This window comes from Sorangium sp. So ce1153, assembly GCF_051521595.1.
Lineage (GTDB): Bacteria > Myxococcota_A > Polyangia > Polyangiales > Polyangiaceae > Sorangium.
On record NZ_CP150361.1, the window covers coordinates 14,030,894 to 14,050,992 of the forward strand.

Here is a 20,099-nt window from a genome sequence, read left to right on the forward strand (position 1 = left end):
GCCCGTCGTGGGGAATCCGCGACACGACAGGGATCGATGTCGCGTCGTCCAAGGGGGTAAGTCGACGATCCGCGGCGGAGCAGCCCGCGCGGCGCGCGCTCGAAGCCCGCGCCGCGGCGGCCTCGACGGGCCGTGGGCAGCGTCAACGCGGCTGGTGAGCGATGAGGGCTTCCCCTGGCTGGCCGGCGGACAGGCTTGACATCGCGTAACGGTTCTGCGCTTCCTTGCCGCGCCGGAGAGCCCTTGGAATGACCACCGCCGTCCGCACCAGCTCCTTACCCGCTCGCAAGGACCCTCAAGCGCTTCCGCCCTGGAAGCTGGTGTTGCCTCGAGGCGGCTATGTCTCCTCGATGGAGGCGCTCACCACGGCGATGGGCGTCCCGGGGTTCGCGCTGCTCGACCTGGGCACGCTGGCCGGCGGCAACGACGCGCACCGCCTCCTCGGGCTGCGTTACCTGATCGCGAACGGCGAGGTGTGGAGGACGCACTTCGGCTGGCAGCGCCCGCTGGAGACGGCGCTGCGCCGGCAGCTGAACGACGAGGTGCGGGTGCAGGACCTCCTGTCGGAGGCGGAGGACCTGTTCTCGCGCATCCGGGAGGCGCGCGCGTCGATCACGGACGCGGACCGGGACGGGTTCGCCGGGTACCTGGAGGACGGGCTGCTGCGGGCGCTCAAGCGCCGCGAGTTCGAGGAGGAGCGCTTCCTCAAGTTCCTGATCCTGGAGCAGGACGTGCCCTCGCTGCGCGAGCAGGCGGCGGAGTTCCTGCGCGCCCGGGCGGCCGAGCTGCACCGGGAGGACGCGCAGGTGCTGGACCTCCTGTACGCCGCGGTGCACCGGCTGGACAGCTACCCCGCCACGACCGTGAGCGCGGGCCAGCTCAGGTACATCCTCGTGGCGGACAAGGGCGAGATGGGCGTGCGGGCGACGCGCGAGGCCATCGCCCTCGGCAAGGTCCCCGTGGTGCTGTACAGCCTCACGGACGACAAGGGCGCGCTCCAGGTGCGGATCGCGGAGGCGGGCGGCGGCTTCGCGGTGGGCCTCGAGGGGAGCTTCCGCGAGAGCTACGCGAACTACGTCCAGATCGCGGACAAGGTGAGGGCCGAGTTCGAGCGGCGCTTCGGGGACGGGTGGGAGGAGGAGCTGTCGCGCGCGGGCCTCTACCCCGGGTACGGCCCGCTCGCGGAGAACGCCGCGGCGATCCGGCACTTCCGCCAGAAGAACATCGTCTTCGTCGGCCCGATGCAGGACGTCGTGGAGAACGCCGGCGACAAGCGCAAGTTCCGCCTGATGGCGCAGGAGTTCGACCCGACGGCGGTGACGCCGGGCCTCGTCATCGACAGCGACGATCCGGACGAGATCCAGCGGATCATCGTGGAGAAGCACGCCGCCGGGGGCTTCACCTTCCCGGGGCGGCTGAAGGCGGCGAACGGCGGCGGCGGGCGCGGGCAGGCGGTCATCCCGACCGAGGAGCAGGTGCCCCAGGCCATCCAGAAGGTCCTCGGCGAGATCAAGGCGTACAACTGGCAGCCGGGCGTGATGTTCGAGCAGAACATCCCGGAGACGATCCACCTCGAGGTGCAGGTGCTGCGGGATCGCTACGGCAACACGCGGCACTTCGGCATGCGCGACTGCAGCGAGCAGCGGGCGAGCCAGAAGATCCAGGAAGAGGCGCCGCCGGCCCTGCTCCGGCGGTACCCCGGGCTGGAAGACCGGATCTGCGGGCTCGCCGTGCGGATCGCGGAGCGCGTCGGCTACGTGGGCGCGGGCACCGTCGAGCTGATGTTCAAGGACGGGAAGTTCTACTTCCTGGAGATGAACACGCGAATCCAGGTGGAGCACCCGGTCAGCGAGGAGAGCTACGGCATCAAGCGGAAGCGCGGCCGCGCTCCCGTGAACCTCGTCGCATGGCAGATGCGCATCGCGGACGGGCAGCCCATCGATTTCGAGCAGCAGCAGGTGGTGCAGACGCACTGTAGCCGCGAGTTCCGCATCAACGCGGAGAGCTGGAAGCCGGATATCAGGGACTCGCGCGACGGCGGCAAGGGGCTGTTCGTGCCCAACGCCGGCATCTTCGACCGCATCGCGCTCCCCGACACCGACGCGATCCGCGAGGCGCTCGAGGAAAAGGGCCTCACCGACCTGAAGGTCCGCTTCGACTGCGGCTTCGAGGAGGGGGACGTCCTGGTCAACAAGGACCCGACGTTCGGCAAGCTCATCGTGTCGGTGAGCAGCAAGGACCCGGACAGGGCCTATGAGCTCCTGCGGCTCGCGTCGCTGGAGGTGCTCAAGAAGCTGAAGATCGAGGGGCGGCAGGTGCGGCCCGACGGGACGCCGATCTCGGACTCGCCCTTCACGACGAACATCCAGGATCATGTGCGCATCCTGAAGATGCCCCTGTTCAAGCGTCACTCGAGCAACGACGATCGCGGCCGCCACGTGAACTGGGTGGTGGCGGCGTTCCGTACAGAGGCCTAGTCCGGGGACGGCGGCGCGCCGCGCAGCGCGAGCCGCGCTGGGGGCTGCGTCCGGCGACGTGCGCGATCCGCCGAGGGCGGGTGAGCGCAGGTGATCCACCGCGTCTTCTGCTATCGAGCGCTGGCAGCGAAATATTACGATCAGGGGCGGTCGCCCGGGGCGCGAGCGCGACGCGGCGAGGGGCGCGGCCTGCGCGAAGGGGCCTTTCGAGCACAAGAAAGAGGCATCTCCGGCGACACAGGAGTATGTGGCCAGGTACCCCGATGGCCGGTGCGAGGATGCTCAGCGGATCATCTCCGGCGAGGACGCGGCCGCGGAGGACGGGCCCGAGCCGCCCGTGCCTCTGGCCCCCGATGCGCGCCGCGCGCCGCGGTGCGCCCGCGCCGCCCCTGCTCGCGCGCGTGTGCCTGCTGAGCTCCGCGCTGCTGCTCGCCGGAGCCGCCGCGGAGGCGGCCGAGCCCTACGCCGCGCTGGCGAGCAGCGGCCGGGCTCCCGCGCCGAGCGTGCCGCCGCCGCCCGCGGCGCCGGGGTCCGTCGAGGTGCGCGTCGCGCTGTCGCGCGGCGCGGCGGAGGAGGTCTCGAGCGTGCGGCTGCGGCGCCTGCTCGAGATCGAGCTCCCGGACGGCGCGGCGCTCGCCGCCGAGCCCGTCGGCCCGCTCGACGATCGCGTCGCGACCGTGTGGATCGACCGGCCCACCGCCGCGCGCCTCGAGATCCAGGTGCGCCTCGACGGCCGCGCGATCGTGCGGCGGCAGATCGCCGTCTCCGGCCTCACCTCGGACGTCGCCGCGCGCCTCGTCGCGATCGCCGCCTCCGAGATGATCCTCGCCGAGATGCGTCGGGCGCGCGCCCCGCGGCGGCCGCCGTCGCCGCGGCGCCCCACGCCGGACGAGATCGAGCTCGCCTCGCGCGATCTCGACGCGCTGTCCGTCTCGGCCGGTCCGTACGCGGCGGTCGTCTCGGGCGGGCCGCGCGTGCTCGGCGGGGCCGGCCTGTCGCTCGGCCTGCGGCGCCTGCGGCTCACCGAGTCGCTGTTCGCCCGCCTGCTGGCCACGCCGTCCGGCGGCGAGACGCTGCGGTGGCTCGAGGGGGGCCTCTCGGGCGACTACCGCTTCTGGCTCGCCGCATCGTGGCGCCTGTCGGTCGGCGCCAGCGCCGCCATCGCCTCGGTCAGGCTCCCCGCCGCCGCTTCCGTCGATGGCATCCCGGGCGCGCGCGACACGTGGTCGGCCCGCGCTGGCGTCGGGCTCGGCGTGGAGACGCGGCTCGGCGGCCCGCTGTGGCTCGGGCTCACGCTGGACCCCGGGGTCGTGCTCCGGCCGGCGCCTTACGAGGACGCCCGCGGCGCGGCGGGCGCGGTGGAGGGGGCGTGGCTGGGGGTCGGCCTCTCGCTGGCCGCCGAGCGGCATTCCTCGGCCCCGCGGTGAGGGCGCGGCGCGGCGCGGCCCCCCGCGCGCGGATCCGCGGTATCGTGGTGGTCGATGGATGACGAGATCCTCGAGCAGCTGCGCGAGCGCTACGCGTCAGGGAACCTGATCATCTTCGCGGGCGCGGGCGTCTCGGCCGCGGCGGGCATGCCCACCTGGAAGCAGCTCGCCGAGCGGCTGCGCGACCGCGCGCGGCGGAAGAGCGCCGATCCCGCGGTCATCGACGAGATCCAGCAGTACATCTCCTCGAACCAGCTCATCCACGCGCTCTCCGCCGCGAAGCTCGCGCTCGGGGCGCAGGACTTCAACTGGACGGTCGACAAGGAGCTCGACGACACGGGCCGCGACGTGCCGGAGGTGGCGCAGGCGATCGCCGCGCTCAAGCCGCGGCTCAAGGCGGTGCTCACCACCAACATCGACCGCTTCCTGGAGCGCGCGTTCCAGGGCGAGTGGCGCGTGGTCGACCGGCCGGCGGGCGACATCGCCATGGACAGGCGCTTCATCCTGAAGCTGCACGGCACGCTGCGCGCGTGGGACACGTGGGTGTTCTCGCGCGAGCAGTACGACCGCGCGATCTTCGGCTCGCCCCTCCTGCAGGACGCGTTCGGCGCGCTCTACCGCGCGCACTCCATGCTGTTCGTGGGCTTCGGCCTCGCCGACGACAACATCGACCAGACGCTCGCCCGCGTGCGCGCGCTCTCGGGCGGGCAGCCGCCGATGCACTTCGCGCTGCTCCCGAAGGGCGTGCCGCCGTTCCGCCGCCGGCTGCTCGAGGAGTCCGGCATCCGGCTCATCGTCTACGAGAACCAGGCCGGGGATCACGCGGAGGTCGCGGAGGTCCTCCTCGGCCTGGAGCAGAGCGCGGCGCCTCCACCGCAGCCGCCGCCCCGCGCCGCGCCGCCGGCCCCTCCGCCGCCGAGCGCGCGCGCGACGGCGACGCCGACCGCGGCGCCGCCGGCGGGCCAGCGCGCGACCGCGCCGCGGCCTGTCCGCGTCTTCCTCTCCTACGCTCCGCGCGACGAGGAGCTCCTCAGGCGCCTCGAGGTGCACATGAACCGCATGAAGCGGGAGGGGCTCATCGCTCCGTGGCACAGCGGAGAGATCGGCGCTGGCGAGGACGTGGAGAGCGCGATCAGCGAGCAACTCGAGGAGGCCGACCTCATCCTGCTCCTGGTGAGCGCGAGCTTCCTCGCCTCCGAGGAGGGCGATGCCCAGGTGACGCGCGCCATGGAGCGGCGCGACGCGGGGCAGGCGACGGTCGTGCCGATCCTGCTCCGCCGTTGCGACTGGGAGACGACGCGCCTCGCCGGGCTCCAGTGGCTGCCGAGAGGCATGCCGAGGGACCTGCCTGAGCAGACGAGGAAGAGCCTGCTGGAGGAGTGCAAGGATCACAAGCCCCTCGCCGTGACCCGGTGGCCTGACGAGGACGAGGCTTTCCTGCAGGTCGTCGTGGAGATCCGCGCGCTCGCGACGAAGCTGCGCGCCTCGCTCCGCTGAGCCCGGGCGTCCTCCTCCGAGCGGCGTCTCCGCCGCGCAGCGCACGGTTTCCGCACTCTTCCGCCTCCCCGGCGGGTGAGGGATATCCCTCGGCGCGCGGCGGGCGCGGATGCACAGCGGGACGCGCATGCGGCTTGCTTGGCCCGCTGGGCGCACAACGCGGACGAGCGGAGAGGTGGCCATCGTGAGCCCATTGCACAGAGAGCGGATGGTGACGGCGCGCGAGAGCAGCCTGCCCGAGGCGCGGAGCGGTGAGGAGGAGCCCCCGCCGGAGTCAGGCCGGCAGCCGGCCGTGTACACGGCGCGGGGCGGGCCCACCGGGGAGCCCTGGCCGGAGCGCCCGCCCGTGCTCACGCCGGACGAGGCGCGCGAGCTGTCCGCGCGCTGGAGCGCGATCCAGGCGAGCTTCATCGAGGCGCCGCGCCTGGCGGTCGAGCAGGCCGACGCGCTCGTGACCGAGGTGATCCAGCGGGTCGCGCAGAGCTTCCGGGAGGAGCGCGGCGCGCTGCAACGCCTGCTCGACAGCGAGCTCGGGTCGTCGGAGGCTTCGACGGAGGAGCTCCGGCTCGCCCTGCGCAGGTACAGGTCGCTGCTCGGGCGCCTGCTCGCCTTCTAGGACCGCGCATTCTGGACAGCGCGTTCCAGAACGCGCGCCGCGGGACGCGCGCGGCCCCCCGATCCCCTCGCCGAGCGCGCTGAGCGAGGCCGTGGCCCGATCTCTTCAGGCCCCGTGCCTGGTGCGGGTGCCGGCGTGCGACCCGGGCGTGCCCTTCGCCCACGAACGGCGCCCTGTAGCGGGGGGAGAGCGCTTCTGGCATGGTCGCCGCCATGCTCGTCCGCAGTGCTCTCCCCTGGGTTCGACGCGGCTCGCGGCGCGCGGCACCGGAGCGCCGCGCGCCGGCGCTGCTCGGCGCCGCGCTCGCTCTGTTGCTCGGGTGCTCCGGCGCGGCGCAGGCCCCTCCGGCGCGCGCGGCGCGCGTCGTGAAGACGCCGCCCGCGCAGTCGAAGGCGCCGGAGGGGCCGCCCCTCTTGCCGGCCCACGTGATCGCGGAGCTCGAGGACGAGGACGCGACGCCCTACCTCGCCCGGCGAGGCGATGAGGCGCTCCTGCTCTACGCGGCGGGAGGCCGGTGGCGGACGCGCGTCCTCGGCGCGGACGGGGCGCCGCGAGGGGAGGCGGTGGAGGCAGGGCCGGCCGCCGCCGACGTGCCCGTCGCCGCGCTCCGCGCCACGCCGCAGGGCTACATCGCGGCGTGGATCGAGCAGGCCGAGGGGAGCCGCGCGGTGCGCGTGCTCGCGCTCGACCCGGCCGGCAAGCCGGTCGCCCCGGCGAGCCTCGTCGCGCAGACCGCGGAGGAGATCACGTGGCTCGACGTGCTCCCGAACGCGGCGGGGGCGCTCGTGCTGTGGGAGATGCCTCGCGATGATCGGGTCGACGTGGTCATGACGGTCGTGGCGCAGGGCAAGGGCGCCGCGAGCAAGCCGACGGCGCCCGCGTCGGTCGCGCGCGAGGTGCTGGGGTGGCACGCGGTCGCGACCGAGCGGGGCGCGGCGGTCGCCCTGGTGCTCCCGCCGGCCGCGCCGCCGCCCAGGGCCGAGCGCAAGCCCGCGCGCAAGGCCGACGCGGAGGACGCCGCCGAGGCCGGGAAGCTCGGGTCCATCGCGCTCCTGGAGATCGACGCGGCCGGGAAGGTGTCGGCGCCGGTGGCGGTCAGCCCCGAGCCGACCGCGCAGATCGATCTCGAGATCGCCGCCGTGGGCGGGCGTTATCTGCTCACCTGGACGGACGAGCGGGACATCGACAGCGCCGTCTACCTCGCGGCGGTCGAGCCGGGCGGCAAGGTGGTCGTGGCGCCGCGCCAGGCGACGCCTCCGTCCGGCGAGCAGGCGCTCGTGTCGCTGGTGGCGCCGGCCGAAGGGGGCGAGCGGGCGCTGCTCGCGTGGGAGGACCTGCTGCGCGCCCGCGGCGGCGATCGCGAGGGGGGCGGCGCGGAGGCCCGCGGGGCGGGTCGCCTCATCCACCTCGCGTCGGTCGGTCCGGACGGGGCGCTCAGCGCGGAGCGGGCGGCGCTCGTCTTCAGCGCGAGCGGGCCGCCCGACCTCGCGGCCGACGGCGACGGCTTCGCGGCCGTGACGCTCGCGCCCGCGACGCTCAAGGCGGACCGCGGCGGGACGGCCGCGCCGCCGGTCTGGCCGACGTTCGTGCGCTTCGGTCCGGACCTCTCGGTGCGGGCGGCGGAGCCGGTGCGCGCCGCGCCGTTCGCGGCGACCGACGGCGTGCCGTACCTCGTGCGCGGGCTGAGCTGCCACAAGGGCGCGTGCGCGACGCTGGCGAGCGCCGCGGCCGGGGCGGGCGGCGCGGGTGGACCGAGCGGCGGCGCGGGCAAGGCCGGCGCGGCGGGCGCGCGGGCGCCGCTCGCGCTCGTGTCGCTGCCGGTGCGCGAGAGCGCGTGGCGCGCGCCCGCGTTCCGGGAAGACAGGGACCCGCCGCCGCGCGCGACCGCGGTGCGCGCGCTCTTCGAGGGCGACCACATCGCCAGGGTCGCCGCCGCGGAGCTCGACGGCGGCGCGGCGCTTGCGGCGTGGGTCACGTACTTCGTCGAGGGGGCGTCGGACGGCGCGCCCCGCGGGCAGGACCTGGCCGCGACGCTGGCGGTGCGCGCCGCGTCCCCGGGGGGTGGCCTCGGCAAGCTGAACGTCCTCTCGCAGAAGGCGTCGTCGCTCGGCGGCGTCGCGATCGCGGCGGCGCCGCCGGCCCCGGCCGATCCGAAGGGGAAGGGCGGCGCGGCGCAGGGCGAGAGCGTGGTCGCGTGGGTGGCGCGCGAGCGGGGCGAGACGCAGGTCTACGTGACGAAGGTCGACGCGACGGGCGCGAAGATCGCGCAGAAGAAGCTCACCACGGCGGCGCGGAAGAAGCCGGGCGGCGCCCCGAGCGAGGCGTCCGACGTGGCGATCGCCTACGACGGCGCGGGGGGGTTCATCGTCGCGTGGGTCGATACGCGCGACGGCAACGCCGAGGTGTACGCGGCGCGGATCGACCGCGCGCTCAACAGGACCGCGCCGGACCGGCGCATCACGAACGCGCCGCTCGACGCGGCCGAGGTGCAGATCGCGGTGCGCGGCCAGGAGGCGTGGCTCGTGTGGTCGGACGCGCGTCCGGCGGGCGGCGCGGCGGGCGGCGGCGCGGGAGGCGTGGCGGGCGGTGGCGCGGGCGGTGGCGCGGGCGGCGCGGGTGGACCGAGCGGCGAGGCGAGCGGCGACGTCTTCCTCGCGCGGCTCGACGCGAAGACGCTGCAGCGGATCGGGGACGAGGCGCGCCTCCACGCGTCGCCGGAGCACTCGCGCAGCCCGGTGCTCGCGCCGCTCGAGGGCGGGGTCGTCGTCGGCTGGGTCGACGAGCCGGCCGGGGAGAGCGCGCCGGGCGGGGGCGCGCCGGCCGGCGGGATCGCGCGGTTCGTGCGGCTCGACAACAGCGGCGCGTCGCAGGGCGCGCCCATCGCGGTCGCCGGCCCGGACGGCGCCGCCGTGTCGTCGGTCGCGCTCGCGTGCGACAAGGTCTGCCGCGGGGTGCTCGCGTCCGCGCCGGGGGACTCGGTGGTGCTGAACGCGCTCACGCTGTCGCCCGGCGACGCGGCGGCGCCCTCGCTGAAGCCGCTGGCGTGGCTCACCGGCAGCGCGTCGCAGGACGTGTCGCCGGCGTTCGCGGGGCGGTCGGGCGCGTCGCTTTTCTTCGCGGACGACTCGGTGAGCGGCTCGGGGCGCGTCCGGTGGATGACGATCGCATGGCCGTGAGCGGCGCGGTGCGCGCTCGTCGACGGGGCGCCGCGCCTGCGCGCGCGCTCCTCCTGGGGGCGCTCGCCTCGGCGCTCGGCTGCCCCGGGCCGCCGGAGGTGCCGGCCGCGCCGCCGCGCCGGTCGGGCGCCGCGGTGGTGCTGCCGGCCTGCAAGGGGAGCGGCTGCTCGCAGGCCGGGGCGCTGCTCGCGGCCGCGCGGGCGTTCAGCGACGTGCGGCACGATTACCTCCTCGACACGTCGAGCGCGATGGTGCCGGGCCGCGGGCTGTCGCGGAGCGCGGCGGGGGTGTTCTCGCCGGTCGGCCTCGCCTGCGCGCAGCCGAAGGCCGAGCAGGCCGCGCCCGCTGGCGCGGGGGCGAACCTCGGCTCGAGCGGGTCGGCGGCCCCGGGCGCGATCGCCGCCGCGGCAGCGGCGGCGCCGGGCACGCCCGCCCCGGCGCCGGGCGAGCGCGCGATCGACTTCCGCTACATCGGCATCGCCGTCGACTCGGTCCTCGTGGGCGCCGACGTCGACCTGCCGGCGTACTTCAGCGCCGGAGGGACGCTCGACAGGCGCCGGCTGCGGCTCGTCGCGATGGCGCTCGTCGCGGACGAGGATCCGCAGTTCTTCGATCCGACCGAGAGCGTCGTGCCGGCGCCGGGCGGCGGCTGCGCCTGCGGCCGCGCGACGCACTTCATCGGGGCCGTGAAGCGCGGCGCGATGGTCGCCTACGAGACCGACGTGACCGCCGGCGAGGCGCACGGCACCGCGATCGGCCTGTTCAAGGCCCGGATCGAGGCAGGGGACCGCCGCGTGACGATGACCTCGGTCGGGGAGCTGGCGATCGAGGGGGTCGAGGGCGCGCCGGTGGCGGGCGCGAAGGGCGGCGGGCAGGCGTTCGGCGCGCTGCGGCTCGAGGTGAAGAAGGCGGTGCCGCTGGCGTACGCGATCTACCCGGTCGCGGACGTGTGCCGCTTCTCGCTGCCCGAGCCGGAGATCGCGCCGCAGCCGCTCGACCTCGGCGTGGTGCCGTACGGCGCCACCGGGACGGCGCAGGCGCTCATCACGAACCGGGCGCAGGTGGACATCCGGGTGACCCACGGCGAGCGCGCGGTCGAGGTGCCCGCGCACGGGAGCGCGGAGCTCACGTTCTCGTGGACGCCGGAGGGCGAGACCGCCGGCTGCGAGCGGCAGACCCGGCGGGATACCTTCGTCGTGCAGCCGAAGGATCCGGCCTCCCCGGTGGTGCCGCGGGAGCGCGCGGTCGTGGTGCCGCTCCAGGTCACGACGGGGATGCCGACCTTCTCGAAGCACGAGCCGATCGCGACCGAGACCGGGCGGTCGCCGGACTACGGGCGGGCGAGCGTGGACTGGACGTGCCCGGCCGGCTACGTGGCCGAGCAGTGCGAGCCCCAGCTGGCGAGCTGCCTTTCCTCGACGGGCAGCTGCAACGCGGAAGGCTACCGGCTGACGGCCGAGACGACCGCGGACGGGCGCGGGTGCGCGTTCCGGTGCACGGGGCCGAGCTCCTCGATCTGGGGTGACCACGGGTGCGCCTACACGGCGACCATGGTGTGCCGGCTGGGGTGCAAGTAGGCGAGGAAGGGGCGTCTCCAGCGCGGAGATGGGTGCGACCCATCTTTTGTTGGAGGCGCGTCCACCCGGAGATGGGTGCGACCCGTCTTTTGCTGGAGGGGTGTCCAGCGGGAGACGGGTGCGACCTATGTTTTTGTTGGAGGCGCGTCCAGCGGGAGACGGGTGCGACCCATGTTTTTGTTGGAGGCGCGGCCACCGGGAGATGGGTACGACCGTCTTTTGCCGGGAGCCTATCTCCTGGGAGACGGGGGCCATCCATCTGCCGCGTGGACGCGCCAGCTCATCCGGATGAGTTCACGGTGTGCCGCCCGCCCCGGGAGGCGGTGCCGAGGCGCATCGCGCGAGCAGGAGCGTGTCGATTGCTCGATTCGGTGACGCTCTGTTCGTGAACCACCCTTGGAGGGGGCCGCAGGAACAGACCGGCCCTCTCCTGCGCCGCGCAAGCTAAATCCAGAGCTGGCCCGTCGAGGGAGGATATGTTGGTGACGAGCTCGCCCGGATCAAGTCGTCCCTCGGCGCGCACAGACTCCACGTCGCCGTCCAGCCCCTCAATCGACGTGTCAGTGTGGCAAACTGCCTCGCTACGAGGCGCTGCGAGGCCTGTTTTCCGGCCTTCGGGTGCTATATTCCCAGCCACCCATGCTCGACAAGCTCGACATCGTCCGCGCCCTTCGTGAGATGGGGATGCTCCTCCAGATCAAGGGAGAGAACCCCTACCGAGCGCGCGCCTACGAGACGGGCGCCGACGCGCTCGAGGAGCTCACGGACGACCTCGGCGAGCTCATCAAGGCCAGGCGGGTCACCGAGCTCAGGGGCATCGGCGCGGCGCTCGCCGCCCAGATCGCCGAGCTCCACCAGACAGGTCGCTCCGAGCAGCTCGAGAAGCTGCGCGCCGAGCTGCCCCGCGGCGTCCTGGAGCTCTCTCAGGTGCCGGGCATGACCCTCAAGCGGATCAAGGCGCTCCACGAGGCGCTCGGCATCGGCAGCGTCGAGGAGCTCAAGCAGGCGTGCCTGACCGGGAAGGTCCGCGGCGTGAAGGGCTTCGGGGCGAAGGTCGAGTCGAGCCTCCTCGAGGGCATCCACCGGCACGAGACGCGCGACGAGCGCATCCTCCTCGTGGACGCGCTCGAGATCGCCGAGCCGCTCCTCGCCCAGGTGCGCGCGTGCGAGGCGACCGAGCAGGCCGACCTCGCGGGCTCGATCCGGCGCTGGGAAGAGACCGTGGCCGACATCGACATCGTGGCCGCGGCGGACGACGCCGAGCCGGTCATCGACCGCTTCGCCCGGTCCCCGCGCGTCGCCAAGGTCGAGGAGCGCGACGAGTCGCGGTGCACGGTGCGGCTCCCGGGCGGCCTGCGCGGCGAGCTCCTCTGCGTGCCGCCCCGGTACTACGCCGCCGCGCTGCACCACCGGACCGGCGCGCCCGCGTACCTGTCCGCGCTTGTCGCGCTCGCGCGGGAGCTGGGGCTCACGCTCGACGAAAAAGGGCTCCTACGGGGCAACAAACGCCTCCCCGTGAAGACCGAGGAGGACCTGTACCGGCACCTCGGCCTCCCGCTCATCGCGCCCGAGCTGCGCGAGGGCGTGGACGACCTCGTCGACGCCGCTTCACGCGACGGCCGCGACGGCCGCGACGACGGGCTCATCGAGGAGGGCGATATCCAGGGGATGGTTCACTGCCACACCGTGTACTCGGACGGCAAGAACACCGTCGAGGAGATGGCCCTGGAGGCCGAGGCGATGGGGATGAAATACCTCACCATCACCGATCACTCGCCCGCCGCCCACTACGCGGGCGGCGTCGGCCTCGACCGGCTCAAGCAGCAGTGGGACGAGATCGCCCGGGTGCAGGAGCGCGTGCGCGTGAAGCTCCTCCGAGGCACCGAGTCGGATATCCTGGAGTCCGGGAAGCTCGATTATCCGGACGCGATCCTCGAGCAGTTCGACGTGATCATCGCGAGCATCCACTCGCGCATGAAGATGGACGCGGACCAGATGACGCGCCGGCTCGTGAGCGCGATGAAGCAGCCGGTCTTCAAGATCTGGGGGCACGCGCTCGGCCGGCTCATCCAGCGGCGCGAGCCGTTCGCGTGCCGCGTCGAGGAGGTGCTCGACGCCGTGGCCGAGTCGAGGGCCGCCGTCGAGGTGAACGGCGACCCGTACCGCCTCGACATGGAGCCCCGCTGGATCAAGGAGGCGCGCAAGCGCGGTATCCGCTTCGTGATCTCGACGGACGCGCACTCGACGAACGCGCTCCACAACCTGCGCTTCGGCGTCGGGACCGCGCGGCGAGGAGGCCTCCGCCGCGGCGAGGTGCTGAACGCGCTCGGCCCGGCCGCGTTCAAGAAGGCGGTGCGCCCCGCCGCCTGACGCGCGCGCACGCGACGCGGCGCGCGCGCCGTGCGCCCTCAACACACATGCGCGGCAGCAGACAATCCATCATAACGGACCTTTGTCTGCTTTCCAAGGCCGCCCGGTGTTGACGCGCGCGTCATGGGCGGCCGAATGCCTCGACAGACGGTGCGCGTCGTGTGACCGTTGAGCTGTCATGACGACGTCGATGCCGACCCCTCCGCCCGCCGAGAACATCGTCTCTCTCATCGGCCACACACCGATGATCAAGGTCACTCAGCTCGACACGGGCCCGTGCGAGCTCTTCCTCAAGATGGAGAGCCAGAACCCGGGCGGCAGCATCAAGGACCGCATCGGCCTGTCGATGATCGAGGCGGCCGAGCGGGACGGCCAGCTCGGCGGCGAGCGGCGCCACCTGGTCGAGGCGACGGCGGGCAACACGGGGCTCGGGCTGGCGCTCGTCGCCGCGCGGAAGGGCTACCGGCTGACGCTCGTGATCCCCGACAAGATGAGCCAGGAGAAGGTCTTTCACCTGAAGGCGCTCGGCGCGAGCGTGGTGATGACCCGCTCCGACGTCGAGAAGGGCCACCCGAGCTACTACCAGGACCTGGCCGCCAGCATCGCGCGGGAAGAGGGCGCGTTCTACGTGAACCAGTTCGAGAACCCCGCGAACGCCCTCGCGCACGAGACCGGGACCGGCCCGGAGATCGAGGGGCAGCTCGGCCGCCGGATCGACGCGATGGTGTGCGGCGTCGGCTCGGGCGGCACCATGACCGGGCTGTCGCGCTACTTCGCGAAGGCGCAGCCGGGCTGCGAGATGGTGCTCGCCGACCCGGAGGGCTCGGTGCTGGCGGGCTACGTCAAGACGGGCAACCTCGGCAAGGCGGGCTCGTGGCTCGTGGAGGGCATCGGCGAGGACTTCCTCCCGCCGATCCTGGACCTCTCCCGCGTCAAGCACGCGTACACGATCTCCGACCGCGAGAGCCTGGAGACGGCGCGGCTGCTCCTCGGGAAGACGGGCATCCTCGCCGGCTCGTCCTCCGGGACGCTGCTCGCGGCGGCGCTGCGCTACTGCCGCGAGCAGTCGTCGCCGAAGCGCGTCTGCACCCTCGTGTGCGACAGCGGCAACAAGTACCTCTCGAAGATGTACAACGACTTCTGGATGGCCGATCAAGGCTTCACGGACCGCGAGCCGACAGGGGATCTGCGCGACGTGATCTCGCGCCGCCACGCGGAGAGGGCGGTGGTCACGGTGCAGCGGTCGGACGCGCTCCTGGTCGCCTATGCGCGGATGAAGCTCTACGACGTCTCGCAGCTCCCCGTGCTGGAGAACGGCAAGATCGTCGGCCTGGTGGACGAGTCGGACCTCCTGCTGGCGGCCGTCGACGACGTGACGCGCTTCAAGAAGCCGGTGGAGACGGCGATGACGACGCGGCTCCGGACGGTCGACGTGCGGACGCCGATCCGGGAGCTCCTCCCGATGTTCGACGCGGGGCTCGTGCCCATCGTGACGGACGGCGACGAGTTCGTCGGGCTGGTCACGCGCATCGATCTGCTCAACCACCTGCGGCGCCGGGTGAAGCTGCACGAGGTCTGAGCCCCTCGCTCGCGCGCCGCTGGCTGCGCCGCTGCGCGCGCCGCTGGCCACCCGGCCGGCGAGCGGCGCGGGGTGCCGTGGCCGGGCGGCGCCTTGTGGCGCGCGCGGGCCCGTGGTGACATGCGCGCCATGCAGAAGGCGCACGGAACCGGCATCGTCAGCTTCTTCCCCGCGGGCGCCAAGGTGGCGGCGCACGCGCTCTACCCGGCGGCGCTCGCCCTCTCGGCGTGCGCGCCCGCCGCGGCGTCGCCGCCCGCCGCGGCGCCGCCGTCGGCCGCCCACGCGGAGGGCGCGGCGCCGCCGCCCGGAGCGCAGGCAGCGCCGGCGGTGCTCGACGTCGCCGCGGCGCGCGTGGTCGATCTGACGCACCCGATCACGCCGGAGATGCCGCTCTACCCCGGCAACAAGCCCTATGCGTCGGAGGTGCTCAGCACCGTCGAGAAGGACGCGTATTACTCCAGCCGATTCGCGATGGACGAGCACGCGGGCACGCACGTGGACGCGCCGGCGCACTTCATGACCGGGGCGGCGACCGTCGAGCAGATCGCGCCGGAGCAGTTCGTGGGGCCAGCGGCGGTCGTGGACGTGACGGCGAAGGTGGCGGCGAGCCCCGACCATCAGGTCACCGTCGACGATCTCCGGGGCTGGGAGGCGCGGCACGGGGCCCTCGGCGCGCGACACATCGTGCTGATCCGGACGGGCTGGGGTGCCCGCTGGTCCGATCGGGCCAGGTACCTGAACCAGGACGCGAAGGGCGTCATGCACTTCCCCGGGGTCTCCGTGGAGGCGAGCCGCTACCTGCGCGAGCGCGGCGTGCGCGGCGTCGGCATCGACACCCTCTCGACCGATCCAGGGCCGAGCCAGACGTTCGATCAGCACAAGGCGTTCCTCGGCGCCGGCGGTTACCACATCGAGAACCTGGCCAACCTCGATCAGCTCCCCGAGGCAGGGGCGGTCGTCGTCGTCGCGCCGCTCCCGCTCGCGCGCGGCAGCGGCGCGCCGGCCCGGGTGCTGGCGCTGGTGCCGGCCGCCGGCGCTCCGGCGAAGTAGGCGCCGGGACCTCGCCGCCCAAGGGCCATTGGCGCGGCGAACCGGCGCCGCGCGCCCCTCGGCGAGCCCGCCGCTCGCCTGGAGTCACCGCCGGAGGCTTGCAGGCCGCTCATCCCTGGTGGTGCGTCACCGTGATCAGCATGGCCACCAGGCAGATCACCACACCGAAGGCAGCCGCCGCCCCGATGAGCAGGAGCCGCTGGAGCTTCGCGACGCGCGTCGCAGAGAGGATCTCCTGCTGGATCCCGTGGTAGATCTTCTTGGTTTCGCGCAGGAGGTGCCGCGCCGCCGTCGCGTCTCGGGCGATGCGGCTCGACTTGAGGCTCTCCGGCCGTCCGCGCACCATGGCGCGGAGGATCAGCACCATGAGCTCGTCCTGCCAGAACTTCTCGGGAATGGCGTTGCGGCGCTTCAGGTAGTGGTCGTTCTTCGCCAGCGCGGTCGGCATGAGGGGCAGCGGTACGTCCTCGAGCGAGCCCACGAACTTCCCGAGCGCCTCCACGTCCTGCGGCTGCTCGGTGAGGATGTAGTAGAAGAGCGCCCCGACTGCATAGAGATCGTGCGCCTCGCCGAGCCTGCGCACGAGGTGGAACTGCTGGTTATTCTCGTTGGGCGGCGGCTCGCCCCGGAAAGAAGCGATGAGCTCGCCGCTCGACTGGTCCTGCTCGATCCGGATGATCTCGAGATCATGGTTGTGCCGCGGGTCGCGTTCATCGGCCAGGATGTCGGTCTCCATCAGGTCCGTCGCGAGGGGCTTCGGGACCCTGAAGCGGCCGCCCTCGAACATGAGCGACGGCGCGATGCGGAACTTGTGACGGCAGGCTTCGGGCGAGAGGAAGGGGTGCTTGATGCTCCCGCCGGCGACCTCGTCTTCGTACCAGCTGCGCGTCAGCACGTTCTTGTCGGAGAGGCCGAAGTCGATGACCCGGATGTGGAATCGTGGGGAGCTGATCATGTCCTCGAGCACGTCGCGGAATTCAGTCGCTGCTTCGCGCTGCCGCACCACTGCGTCGGGGCTCGCGGGGCCGATCATCAGGTTGTCCGGGGCGAGGTCCTTGTGCACGATGCTCTTCTCGCCGTGCAGCCAGGCCACCGACTCGGCGAGCTCCACCATCATCCGGACCTTCTCGAGCAGGATCGCCTTGTGAAAGAGCACGTGGGGCCGGTCCTGCCGCCAGACGTCCTCGAACCAGGTCCGCGCCCGCCTGTGCCACGGGTCTCCGCGCTGGGCCCGGCCCTCGAGCTCGACCCAGGGCTGGCCGTACCGCGCGCACAGGGCCTGCAGGTCGCTCCGGCGTTGCCCGACGAAGTCGACGAGGCTCTTCTCGAGCAGCTCCATCACGATCGCTTCGCGATCGACGAAGTTCAGGATCCTGCCGGATCTGGCGTTGGGGCCCTGCGTGCAGCAGCGCTTCGCGGGATACTGGAGCAGCTCGAAGAACTGCTCGTTGATGTAGCGGCCGGATAGCTCGTAGCCGCACGACTTGCAGTGGAGCGCCGGGTGGCTCTCCGTGGGGTTGTCCTTGCGCTCCAGGAGCACGCCGCACCCCTTCGGACAGGCGGGGTGATAGATGTTGCCGCAGCCGCACATCACCATCGGCTCGAGCTGGATGATGTCGAGGGTGCTGACCACGTTCACGCCGACGTCGACGGTCATGTCCTTGAGCAGCTCGATCTCCTGCTTGAAGAGCCGCTCCTCGGCGCTCTTCGCGAAGTCGTGGAGCACCTTGATCGCGACGAACCGCACGTGCTGGCCGGCGCTCAGCTGCTTGCCCTTGTAGACCTTGGCGAATTTCCCCTGTCCGAGCTCGATCGGCTCGCAGCCGCCGTTCGAGTCCTGGTTCATGAGGAACTGATAGCTGACGTTGGCCTGGACGGCGCTCAGCGATGCGCCCGGAGGTCCGCCGCGAAGTGGGGCTCGCGGCGGCACGCCCGGCGGAGAGTCTCCGGCTGCTCCGGGGGGTATCGGTTGCGTCGACTCCGGCTTTTGTACCAGTGTCAGCATGCTCGTCACCTTGTGATGTCAGGGGTTCACCGCGCTCGAACCGTGAGGGCCTCAGAAGATGCTCACGCACGCCAGGTGGATCGCTCCCGCGGCGGGGTCCGCGGTCGACAGGAGCACGAGCCGCTTCGGGGTCTTGTCGGTGACGATCGCCACCTGGAAGGGCGCGATCTCCACGCGCGGCCGCAGCTCGCCGCGACCCGCCGCCATGCTCCCGGCGTGTATCCGCTGCACTCGCGCGCGGCGGTGCCCCACATCGAAGCTCATGTGCCGCGCGATCTCGGAGATCTGGAGCCCCTCGCAGCGCGTCGCGGGGTCGCTGGCGTCGTGGTAGATGCTCGCGCGCTGCCCTCCATCGAGGACGGCGTGCCTGTCCACCTCGACGAAGAGCGCGCTCGCGCGGGGCGAGACGAGCAGCCGCGCCGGCAGGAGCGCCGGCGCGGCCGCGAAGACGAGCGGCGTCGGGACGCGGCAGTGCTCGTCGAGCGCGAGCGACTGGATGACGAGCCTCCGCCCGTCGGGCAGCGCGCACTCCTGGTAAGTCCCGTCCGGCGGCGCGACGACCTCCAGCAGGTCGGCGGGCTCTGGCGTCCCGGCTCGGTGATCGGCCGGGATGACCGCCGGCACCCCGGCCGGATGATTGGCTTCTGCGACGGCCGGTACTGTCGTCGAGGCACGCGAGACCTGGGCGAACCACGGCGCCTGGCCAAGGCGCTCGGGGTGGCGCCCGATCAGGGTCGCCCCGAGCGACTCGAGGTAGCGCGCTGCAGCCTCCGGATGGGCGAAGCGCCCGCCGGCCTCCCAGAGGATCGCGGCGAGCTCGTCCGCCACGGCGGCAGCGCTCTCCGGCCGGAGCGCGGGATCGCGCGCGAGCGTGCGCAGCACCAGATCGTCGAGCCGCGGCGGCACATCTTCCCGGATCGTGCGCAGGGAGGGGACGGGCGCCTCCATGACGGCCATGATCGTGGCGACGTCGGTGTCGCGCCGGAACAGCGGCCGCCCGCTCAGGAGCTCGTAGAGAATGACCCCGGTCGCGAACACATCGGACCTCCGGGTCAGCGGCGACACGGCCGCGGCCTGCTCCGGCGACATGTACGCGAGCTTGCCCTTGAGCTGAGGGCAGGATGTGGCCTCGACCAGCCTGTCCTTGGCCCAGACGATCCCGAAATCGATGATCTTCACCGCGCCGTCCTGGCAGCACATGACGTTGTGCGGGGTGACATCGCGGTGTACCAGGCTGCGCGGGTTGCCGAGCTCGTCGCGCAGCTCGTGCGCAGCGTGGAGCCCCCGGCACGCCTGGATGAGGAGAGATGCCGCGAGATCCGGCGGGAACGCGCGCCCAGCGGCGCCGAGCTGGGCACGGAGCGAGGCGAGCGTCACCCCTGGCAGGTACTCCATCGCCATATAAAGAGTCTGCTGCTCCTCGCCAAAATCGAGGATTCGAACCACGTTGTTGTGGTTGATGCTCGCGAGGACGCGCATCTCCTCCACGAACATCCTGGCGGCGTTCGGGACTTTCCTGGCCAGGTCCGGGAGCATGACCTTCAACGCCACCTCGCGGCCGAACCCACCAGGTCCCTTCTGCCGCGCCAGGTAAACGGCGCCCATCCCGCCGGAGCTGAGCTCGCCAACCACTTCATAACGGCCGAACATGAAGGGCTCACTCATGCGGGGTGCCGGCGGATAAAGAGGGTGTCCGTCCGTCGAGGTTGGAAGTAGAGCCATTTCAGTGGTCACAACTCGATAAAGATGGAACACATTCCGTGACCAGGACAGCGGAATTTCGGTTTGCTGATGAAAAAGTGAAGAAACAGGCGCGCGTCCAAGTTGAACGATCTGTCCTGTTGAGGCTGCGTCCGCACGGCACCCGTTCAGGAGCGAACGTGAATGATTTCGTCGCTGCAGGGCGGCAATGCAGCGGACGCGCCGCCGAGCGCCGAGGCAGGCGAGCAGCGCGGGCGCACCAGGTGCTCCAGAGGACCTGTCGATGTGGTTCTATGTCCTGATCGGAATCAATGCGAGGAGTGATGGCGGCACCCGACTGAGTGGGTACCTCCTGGACAGTTCGACAGGTTTCACGAGATGCTTATGAGGATCAGGCTTGTTGGTTCACCGTTCGTCTAGGACGTTCATGGACGGAGCGGATGGGTGCGCCGGAGGTCGATAGAATGACGTTCGCGAGATGCCGGGTGAGGATCTCTCGAGCTCGACGGTTGGTGCGCCGGCCAAGAAGCTCGGAGGAGCACCGGAAGCCCACGTGCCGGCCCCCGCGCCGTACGACGAGCAGGGACTCCTCGGGCCTACCGCTTTCTCGAACCAGGGATCAGC

General features: G+C 72.4%; 11 protein-coding genes. 9 read left to right on the plus strand and 2 right to left on the minus strand.

From position 1 onward, the window contains the following. Positions 1-350: 350 nt before the first annotated feature. The 9 genes from WME85_RS51070 to WME85_RS51110 all read left to right on the plus strand — a co-directional run bounded on the left by WME85_RS51070 (position 351) and on the right by WME85_RS51110 (position 15,769). Complete coding sequence (locus tag WME85_RS51070) at positions 351-2,477, plus strand: biotin carboxylase N-terminal domain-containing protein (RefSeq protein WP_437832845.1); 2,127 nt, start codon at positions 351-353, stop codon at positions 2,475-2,477. Between the two features lie 353 nt (positions 2,478-2,830). Further along, positions 2,831-3,904 (plus strand): hypothetical protein, encoded by a 1,074-nt coding sequence (locus WME85_RS51075; RefSeq protein WP_437832847.1) that lies wholly within the window; start codon positions 2,831-2,833, stop codon positions 3,902-3,904. Positions 3,905-3,958: 54 nt separating this feature from the next. Continuing rightward, positions 3,959-5,401 (plus strand): SIR2 family protein, encoded by a 1,443-nt coding sequence (locus WME85_RS51080; RefSeq protein ID WP_437832849.1) that lies wholly within the window; start codon positions 3,959-3,961, stop codon positions 5,399-5,401. Positions 5,402-5,585: 184 nt separating this feature from the next. Further along, positions 5,586-6,017: a hypothetical protein gene (locus WME85_RS51085; protein WP_437832850.1), complete on the plus strand. Its 432-nt coding sequence runs from the start codon at positions 5,586-5,588 to the stop codon at positions 6,015-6,017. Between the two features lie 212 nt (positions 6,018-6,229). Beyond that, complete coding sequence (locus WME85_RS51090; protein ID WP_437832852.1) at positions 6,230-9,193, plus strand: hypothetical protein; 2,964 nt, start codon at positions 6,230-6,232, stop codon at positions 9,191-9,193. Then, positions 9,184-10,770 (plus strand): hypothetical protein, encoded by a 1,587-nt coding sequence (locus WME85_RS51095; RefSeq protein ID WP_437832854.1) that lies wholly within the window; start codon positions 9,184-9,186, stop codon positions 10,768-10,770. The genes WME85_RS51090 and WME85_RS51095 overlap by 10 nt, the downstream gene beginning before the upstream one ends. A gap of 639 nt (positions 10,771-11,409) precedes the next feature. Continuing rightward, positions 11,410-13,140 (plus strand): PHP domain-containing protein, encoded by a 1,731-nt coding sequence (locus tag WME85_RS51100; protein WP_437832855.1) that lies wholly within the window; start codon positions 11,410-11,412, stop codon positions 13,138-13,140. Between the two features lie 178 nt (positions 13,141-13,318). Further along, positions 13,319-14,719, plus strand: a complete 1,401-nt coding sequence (locus WME85_RS51105; RefSeq protein WP_437832856.1) for a pyridoxal-phosphate dependent enzyme — start codon at positions 13,319-13,321, stop codon at positions 14,717-14,719. 129 nt (positions 14,720-14,848) lie between these two features. Beyond that, the gene (locus tag WME85_RS51110) at positions 14,849-15,769 is read left to right on the plus strand and encodes a cyclase family protein (RefSeq protein WP_437832858.1); all 921 of its coding nucleotides are present in this window, start codon (positions 14,849-14,851) and stop codon (positions 15,767-15,769) included. A gap of 109 nt (positions 15,770-15,878) precedes the next feature. Here WME85_RS51110 and WME85_RS51115 read toward each other — a convergent pair whose 3' ends face one another. After that, positions 15,879-17,615, minus strand: a complete 1,737-nt coding sequence (locus WME85_RS51115; protein ID WP_437832859.1) for a protein kinase — start codon at positions 17,613-17,615, stop codon at positions 15,879-15,881. A 210-nt stretch (positions 17,616-17,825) separates the two neighbouring features. Further along, positions 17,826-19,439, minus strand: coding sequence for a serine/threonine protein kinase (locus tag WME85_RS51120; RefSeq protein ID WP_437832861.1), 1,614 nt, complete (start codon positions 19,437-19,439; stop codon positions 17,826-17,828). Between the last annotated feature and the right edge of the window lie 660 nt (positions 19,440-20,099).